This window comes from Lacticaseibacillus manihotivorans DSM 13343 = JCM 12514, from assembly GCF_001435035.1.
GTDB classification, from domain to species: Bacteria; Bacillota; Bacilli; order Lactobacillales; family Lactobacillaceae; genus Lacticaseibacillus; species Lacticaseibacillus manihotivorans.
The window spans coordinates 1-7,086 of record NZ_AZEU01000011.1 but is presented as its reverse complement, the minus strand read 5'-3'; the positions used below and the strand labels follow the sequence as shown (position 1 = coordinate 7,086).

Here is a 7,086-nt window from a genome sequence, read left to right as displayed (position 1 = left end):
GCCCACACTCTCGGCGTTGGATTTCTCCAACACCAGAAAGTGTAGACCCCTTTTTTTGTGGTTAGGCATTGCCTTTTGGCGGGTAAGATTTTAGGTCTGAGCACTTGGGGCTTATACAATGAAATTGTGGGGTAGTCTTGACCCAACACTTGGGGGGGTGATGGGATCACTGAAGCCGAAATCATGACCTTGGTGAAACGTGCCGCGCATGATTCTGACGCCTTTGAAGCGTTGTTTGCCCAATATCAGCCAATGTTGATCAACATGATCGAGCATTATCATTTAACTGGCTTTGACCGCGACGATTGGCTACAAGAATCGCGAGCAGCCCTACTGCGAGCGGTCATCACGTTTAATGGTGATACCGGGTCAAAATTTGGGGCATATTTTCGCTTAGTGGCGCACTCACAACTCAACGGCATCGTGCGTCTTAACCTCGCCTTGAAGCGCGCCATCGATCAAAACGCGGTATTAATGCCAACGGTTCCTGAAAATAAAGTCCGTGAAACGCCGCGGGCTTATGAAGATTCATTACTCATGGGCATTGAGTTACATGAGTTCCTCGATACCCTATCAGCGGTGGAAGCATTAAGCTTCTGGGCCGAAATAAATGGCACCTTAGCCCAACAACCGCTGAAAGTTCAGCGTGCCCGAGAACGAACGCGGCGCAAGTTAGAAAATTATATTGCCGACTATCATCGCTTTAGTTAACAACACTCAAGAGGACAAGACCGGTTCAGTCTTATCCTCTTTTTATATGTTTGTACAGCATCATCAATGCGCAGGGTCATGGTCGATCTGACCTCGACTTGTGTCTTTCGTCGCTGGACAGTGAAAGCCAATTGCTGAAAATTTTATCCTTTTAAGTTGGGTTTAAGATTATCTGATTAATATTAGCAACATTAACAAACGACATTAAAAAATCATTGGAGATGACATTATGGATAACGCGACGGATTTGACCCACAACACCAAACAACCCCGCGCTTACAGTTTCAAACAGCTTTTACCTTGGTTAATTCCAGTCGGGTTGATCATCATCTGGCAAATCGCTGGCACCTTGGGCTGGATCTCAACCAAACTTTTGCCCACCCCTTGGTCAGTCATTCAAGACGGCGTGAGCTTGTGGCAAAGCGGCGAATTACAAAAGAATATGGGTATCAGCTTATATCGCGCGTTAGTTGGCTTTGCAATTGGCGGTTCCGTCGGCTTTTTCTTCGGGATGCTCAACGGCTTATCCAAAACCGCCCGCGCGTTGTTTGATTCCACGATTCAAATGTTGCGCAACATCCCCCATTTATCCTTGATTCCTGTCGTCATCATTTTGTTTGGGATCGGCGAAACTGCCAAGATTTCCTTGGTCACAGTCGGCGTCATGTTCCCAATTTACATCAATACTTTCCACGGCATCACCTCCGTTGACCCAGAACTAATTGAAATGGGCCAAGCTTATGGCTTATCTAAACGCGAAATGCTCACCAAAATCGTCTTCCCAGGGGCTTTGCCTACCATTTTAGTTGGGGTGCGTTACGCCTTAGGGGTGATGTGGACGACCTTGATCGTCGCAGAAACCATCAGCTCCACTTCTGGGATCGGCTATATGGCCACCAACGCCCAAGAATTCATGAATATGAAAACCGTCTTGTTGTGTATCGTGATTTACGCCTTGCTCGGCAAAGTCTCAGATCTGATTGCAAAATTACTCGAAGATATCTGCCTTGATTGGCAAGCAGAAAGGAGCCGTTAACATGGCTGAACCCTTATTGACCTTAGAGCGCATCGGCAAAGTTTACGGGGATAAAACCGCGTTGCATGATGTCAACTTCTCCATTTACCCAGGCGAATTCATCGCGTTAGTCGGGATGTCTGGCGGTGGGAAATCCACGATTTTACGCTTGATCGCCCAACTGGAACAACCGACTTCTGGTCAAATCAAATACGCCGACCCCAACATGGTCACCCGCGTGATGTTTCAAAATGACCGGTTGTTGCCATGGATGACCAACGTGCAAAACCTTTCCTTTAAATCCAGCGACAAAGTCCAACAAGCTCGCGCCAAAGCCATGCTTGAAACGGTGGGCTTGCAAGATTTTCCTGACTCATACCCGAGTTCTTTGTCTGGTGGTCAAAAGCAGCGTTTGGCTTTAGGCCGCGCGTTGATGGCTGATCCCCAGTTATTGCTTTTAGACGAACCCCTTGGCGCCTTAGATGCGTTGACGCGTCGCAAGATGCAAGATTCGATCACCGAGATCTGCCAACAACAACATCTCACTACGCTGCTGATCACCCATGACGTGGAAGAAGCCGCACGGATGGCAGATCGCGTGATCGTCGTCAAAGACGGCACCAATGTTTATGAAGCAGACGGCGCTAAAGGGCAAGACGCCGCCACCATCGGGACTGTGTCAGAAGACGTGCTCAACGTGATTTTGAACACCCCACAGGAGGTTTGATTTTTGGCAACTGGAGTAAAGAAAAAGCGGAAATATTTATATGAAGTCGATGCCATGCGCATCATGTTCATTTTTGGGGTATTGCTGAACCACACCACCACAGCCTTTGCGCAATCCATGACGGATTCTAAAGGCTGGGCGCACATGTTGTTGCTGTCGACGCATTTAACCATTCACTTCACGCGGATGGGCTTTATGTTTATGACCGGTTTGGTGTTGACCTTAAACTACTATAAAAAAGACGACTGGCCGAACTTCTTTAAGAAGCGTTTTGCCGGATCAGGTTGGCCTTACTTGTTGTGGAACTTCATCTTGATGGTGTTCGCCTTGATCGTCGGCTTGCCAGGATTTACCCTGAACAACTTCGGCTCAACTTATTACAGCGCAATCATTCACGGGGATCAATTCTACATGTACTACATTTTGGTCACCTTGCAGTTGTATCTGCTGTTTCCGTTTTTGGTCTGGCTTTTCAAAAAGTTCACTGGCCATCACGGTTGGATCTTAGGCATCAGCTTTGCCATTCAAATGCTGTTGATGTTTGCGATCAAATACGGTTTGCCGCATATCGATGATTCCAACTGGATCTGGTGGCTGCGCGCTTATGGCGTCAACGTCTTCACTTATCAGTTCTACTTCATCTTCGGGGCGTTCACATCATTGCATTATCAAGCAATGGTCGCCTTTATCAAAAAGCATGCCAAAGCCATTGGCACTGTCACCTTGGCGTTGGGCTTAGGCACAGTCGCCTATTATTTCTGGAATCGCAATGTCTTAGGCCTCACGCATACCAGCGCCGTATCCCCTCACCAACCTTACATGTTGTTGTATGACACCATGATGATCATTTTCGTCTTTGGCGTTGGGAAGATCTATGACCGCTGGCGCAAAAAACATGTCGGCTCATGGTTTGATCGATTCGTCAAAAATGGCGCCAAAGTGTCCTTTGGGATCTATTTGGATCAAACCATCGGCTTAACCTTATTAAGTTATCTCTTGAAATTCACTCACTTCCCAGACTGGGCTTACGTTGCTTTGATTCCAGTCGGCTATGCCCTGGTATTAGGCATGAGCTTTGGGATCGCGTGGTTCTGCTACAAAGTCGCCCCGTTTGGCATTTTGATCGGGCGGCCACAAATTCACTTGTTTAAAAAGAAAGGAGACAAAGCGCATGACCAAATTAACCACGCTTCTGTCCAATCAACTAAAGAATAATCAAACGCGCAACATCATTAAAGATGCCGCGATGGATCGCTGGTTTACCGGCGCTGAACTCCAACAAGACGTCGATCAACTGCAAAACTTATTCACTGCGATGAACCTTGGCCGCGGGGATGTCGTCTTGGTTTGCTTGGAAAACTCTGCCGTATTCCCAGTGATCAACCAAGCCGCTTGGAATCTCGGCATCATCGTGCACCCAATTTCGCCAACCACCCCAATTGCCGGGTTGAAAGCTGACTGGAACCAATTCCAATATCCGCTAGTGTTAACGACTGATGCTTTAGCTGAAGCCTGGACTGATGCGCGCTTTGCCAAGTCTCCTTTAAAGGTCAATACTGCGAAAATGCAAGTGATCGCCGACACCAAGCAACTCGAACATCGCACAGATGTCGACCACTCTGAAGTTCAAGACGAAGACCTCGGCTTGATCTTAAACACCTCTGGCACCACTGGCAAACCTAAGCGCGTCGGCTTATCCCACCGCATCATGCTCAACGCTGCCACTCATGACGCCGAATCCAATCATATGACTGAAGCCGACACCGCGATGATCATGATGCCGATGTTTCATATCAATGCGCAAGTGATGTCGACCTTATCTTCTCGCGTTGCCAACGCTCGCATTTTGGTGACGCCGAAGTTTTCGGCGAGTCGTTTCTGGCAACAAGTCGCCGATAACCACGTCACTTGGGTATCTGTCGTCCCAACCATCGTCAGCTTCTTATTGCTGAACGAAAAAGCCAACGCCGCTTATGGTCGCTTGCAAAGCCAAATCAACTTGCGCTTTGTCCGCTCCAGCTCGTTTGCCTTACCAGAAGAACGCCTGCGTGCTTTCCAAGACCGCTTCCACACGTTGATCATTGAAGGCTACGGCATGACGGAAGCGTCAAGTCAGTGCACCACTAACCCGCATGACGCACCAAAAATTGGCTCTGCTGGTTTACCATTTGGCACCGATGTGAAGATCTTGATTGCCGATCACTTCACCGACGCGCCTGGTGCCTTAGGCGAAATTGCCATTAAAGGCGATCATGTCATCACCCATTACTTAGACGATGAAAAACCAGAATCCTTTAAAGACGGCTGGTTCTTAACCGGGGATCTCGGCTACTTTGACGAAGACGGCTATCTGTTTGTCAAAGGCCGCAAAAAAGAGATCATCTCTCGCGGCGGTGAAAAAGTCGCTCCAGCCCATGTTGAATCCGTCTTATCTGAATTGCCTTTCATCGAACAACAAGCTGTCATCGGCATGCCAGATGATCTTTACGGCGAAGAAGTCACCGCTGTCCTGGTTTCTACCACACCAGGGCTCAATGAAGCCGAACAACGCGAAGAAATCTTGGATTTCGGCCGCAGCCACTTGGCGAAATTTGAAGCACCCACTCGCGTCGAATTCGTCCGTGAATTTCCACGCAACACCACTGGTAAAATCTTACGTCCGCAATTGCGGGAACAATTACTTTCTGTAGGAGCCCATAGTTAATGAAGAAAAAAAGTCTACTCACCATCCTGTTAGTCGTCATCGTCGCTGCCGTTGCTTGGTTTGGCTGGTCCTCAACGCATCAAGCCAGCTCAACGAAGCTCACCACAGTCACCATCGGTTATCAAAAAGCGGATCCTGTCGACATTTCTCGCGCTCGCGGTGAACTCGCCAAGAAGATGAAGGCCAAAGGCTACAAAGTGGTCTTCAAAGAATTCCAAGACGGCACGGCTTTAACCACTGCCTTGAAATCTGGTGACATCGATTACGCCCGCGTCGGGGATGTGCCACCTGTCACCGCCCAAGCTAACGGTTTAGACTTCGTGTATGTCGCTGCTGGTTCTGACAAGGTGCAAGGCTCTGGGATCGAAGTCAAGAAAACTTCTGGCATCACCAGCTTAGCTGACCTCAAAGGCAAAACCATCGCCTACACCAAAGGCACTTCCAGCCAGTACATGTTGATCCAAGCGCTTAAAAAAGCCGGTCTTTCCACCTCTGATGTGAAGATGGTATCAATGGATCAAGCCACTGCCGCAGTTGCCTTTGCCAAAGGCACGGTCGATGCTTGGGCTAGTTGGGATCCCTATACTGCCACAGCCGAAGTCAACAACGACGCCACTTTGTTAGTCGATGACACTGGCTTAGCCAAAAACCGGGACTTCTTGATCTCCACTGAGACCTACGCTTCCAAGAACAAAGATGTTTCCAAGTTATTGACCAAGTACTTAGGCCAAGACATGACTTGGGCCAACAACCACAAGACCCAACTGACCACCATGTTGATGAAGATGTTGAAACTCAAGAAAGCGATCGTCAAGAAAATGGTCGATCGTCGGACTTACAGCTTCGGCAGCGTGTCTGACAGCATTTTGAAGGAACAACAATCCATTGCTGACGTCTTCTATCAACAAAAGATCGTCACTAAAAAAGTGGATGTCACTAAGGCCACGGTAAAATAAAGGTGAACTGATGAAAAAGCGAAATGTATTGATCGTCTTACTAGTCGCCATTGTGGCCTTTGTCGCCTGGTTCGGCTATTCTTCAACCCATGAAACCAAAGACACCAAGTTGACCACCGTCACCATCGGGTATCAAAAAGCCGATTCTGTCGACATTGCGCGCAATCGTGGCGTTTTTGCCAAGAAGATGAAGGCAAAAGGCTATAAAGTGGTCTTCAAAGAATTCCAAGATGGCACCGCGTTGACCACTGCTTTGAAGTCTGGTGATATCGATTATGCCCGCGTCGGCGATGTCCCACCAGTCTCTGCGCAAGCTAACGGATTAGACTTCGTGTATGTCGGCGCCGGTTCTGATAAAGTCAAAGGCTCCGGCTTGGAAGTCAAAAAGAATGGCGACATTCAAAGCTTGTCTGACTTAAAAGGCAAAACCATCGCCTACACCAAAGGCACGTCCAGTCAGTACTTTGTCTTACGCCTGTTGAAAAAAGCGGGCCTGACCACCAGTGATGTGAAATTGGTTTCCATGGATCAATCTAGCGCGGCAGTCGCCTTTTCCAAAGGCACTATCGACGCTTGGGCGACTTGGGATCCTTACACTTCAACGGCAGAAGTCAACGCTGACGCTAAGTTATTGGTTAATGACACCGGCTTAGCCAAAAACCGTGAATTCATCGTCTCAACAGCCAAATACGCCAGTGCCAACAAAACGGTCTCGAAGTATTTGATCAAGTATTTAGGCGAAGACATGAAGTGGGCCAACACGCACAAAGCCAAGTTAGTCACCATGTTGCAAAAGTCTTTGGGCTTGAAGAAATCGATCTTAGAAAAAATGGTGGCCCGGCGCTATTACGCCATGGGCACCATGACCTCTAGCATTTTAAAGGAACAACAATCGATCGCCGATGTCTTTTATGAAGAACCCGCGTTTTACAATCAAGTTAGCCACTATCGTTAGCACTCAGACAAAATAAAA

Annotated in this window: 7 protein-coding genes; all 7 read left to right on the top strand. The window is 48.1% G+C overall.

The annotated features are described in order from the left end of the window. The first annotated feature begins 183 nt into the window (after window positions 1–183). The 7 genes from FD01_RS00600 to FD01_RS00570 all read left to right on the top strand — a co-directional run bounded on the left by FD01_RS00600 (window position 184) and on the right by FD01_RS00570 (window position 7,068). A complete protein-coding gene (locus FD01_RS00600) occupies window positions 184–711 on the top strand; it encodes a sigma factor (RefSeq protein WP_056962263.1) in 528 nt (175 codons plus the stop codon). A 229-nt stretch (window positions 712–940) separates the two neighbouring features. After that, window positions 941–1,747 (top strand): ABC transporter permease subunit, encoded by an 807-nt coding sequence (locus tag FD01_RS00595; protein ID WP_056962262.1) that lies wholly within the window; start codon window positions 941–943, stop codon window positions 1,745–1,747. 1 nt (window position 1,748) lies between these two features. Further along, window positions 1,749–2,453, top strand: coding sequence for an ABC transporter ATP-binding protein (locus tag FD01_RS00590; protein WP_056962261.1), 705 nt, complete (start codon window positions 1,749–1,751; stop codon window positions 2,451–2,453). A 3-nt stretch (window positions 2,454–2,456) separates the two neighbouring features. Further along, window positions 2,457–3,668, top strand: coding sequence for an acyltransferase (locus FD01_RS00585; protein WP_056962260.1), 1,212 nt, complete (start codon window positions 2,457–2,459; stop codon window positions 3,666–3,668). Beyond that, complete coding sequence (locus FD01_RS00580) at window positions 3,625–5,157, top strand: AMP-binding protein (RefSeq protein WP_056962259.1); 1,533 nt, start codon at window positions 3,625–3,627, stop codon at window positions 5,155–5,157. The genes FD01_RS00585 and FD01_RS00580 overlap by 44 nt, the downstream gene beginning before the upstream one ends. Further along, window positions 5,157–6,113: an aliphatic sulfonate ABC transporter substrate-binding protein gene (locus tag FD01_RS00575; RefSeq protein WP_056962258.1), complete on the top strand. Its 957-nt coding sequence runs from the start codon at window positions 5,157–5,159 to the stop codon at window positions 6,111–6,113. Before FD01_RS00580 ends, FD01_RS00575 begins: the two co-directional genes overlap by 1 nt. Window positions 6,114–6,123: 10 nt before the next feature. Further along, entirely contained in the window at window positions 6,124–7,068 is a 945-nt protein-coding gene (locus FD01_RS00570) for an aliphatic sulfonate ABC transporter substrate-binding protein (protein WP_056962257.1), read from the top strand. Window positions 7,069–7,086 lie beyond the last annotated feature (18 nt).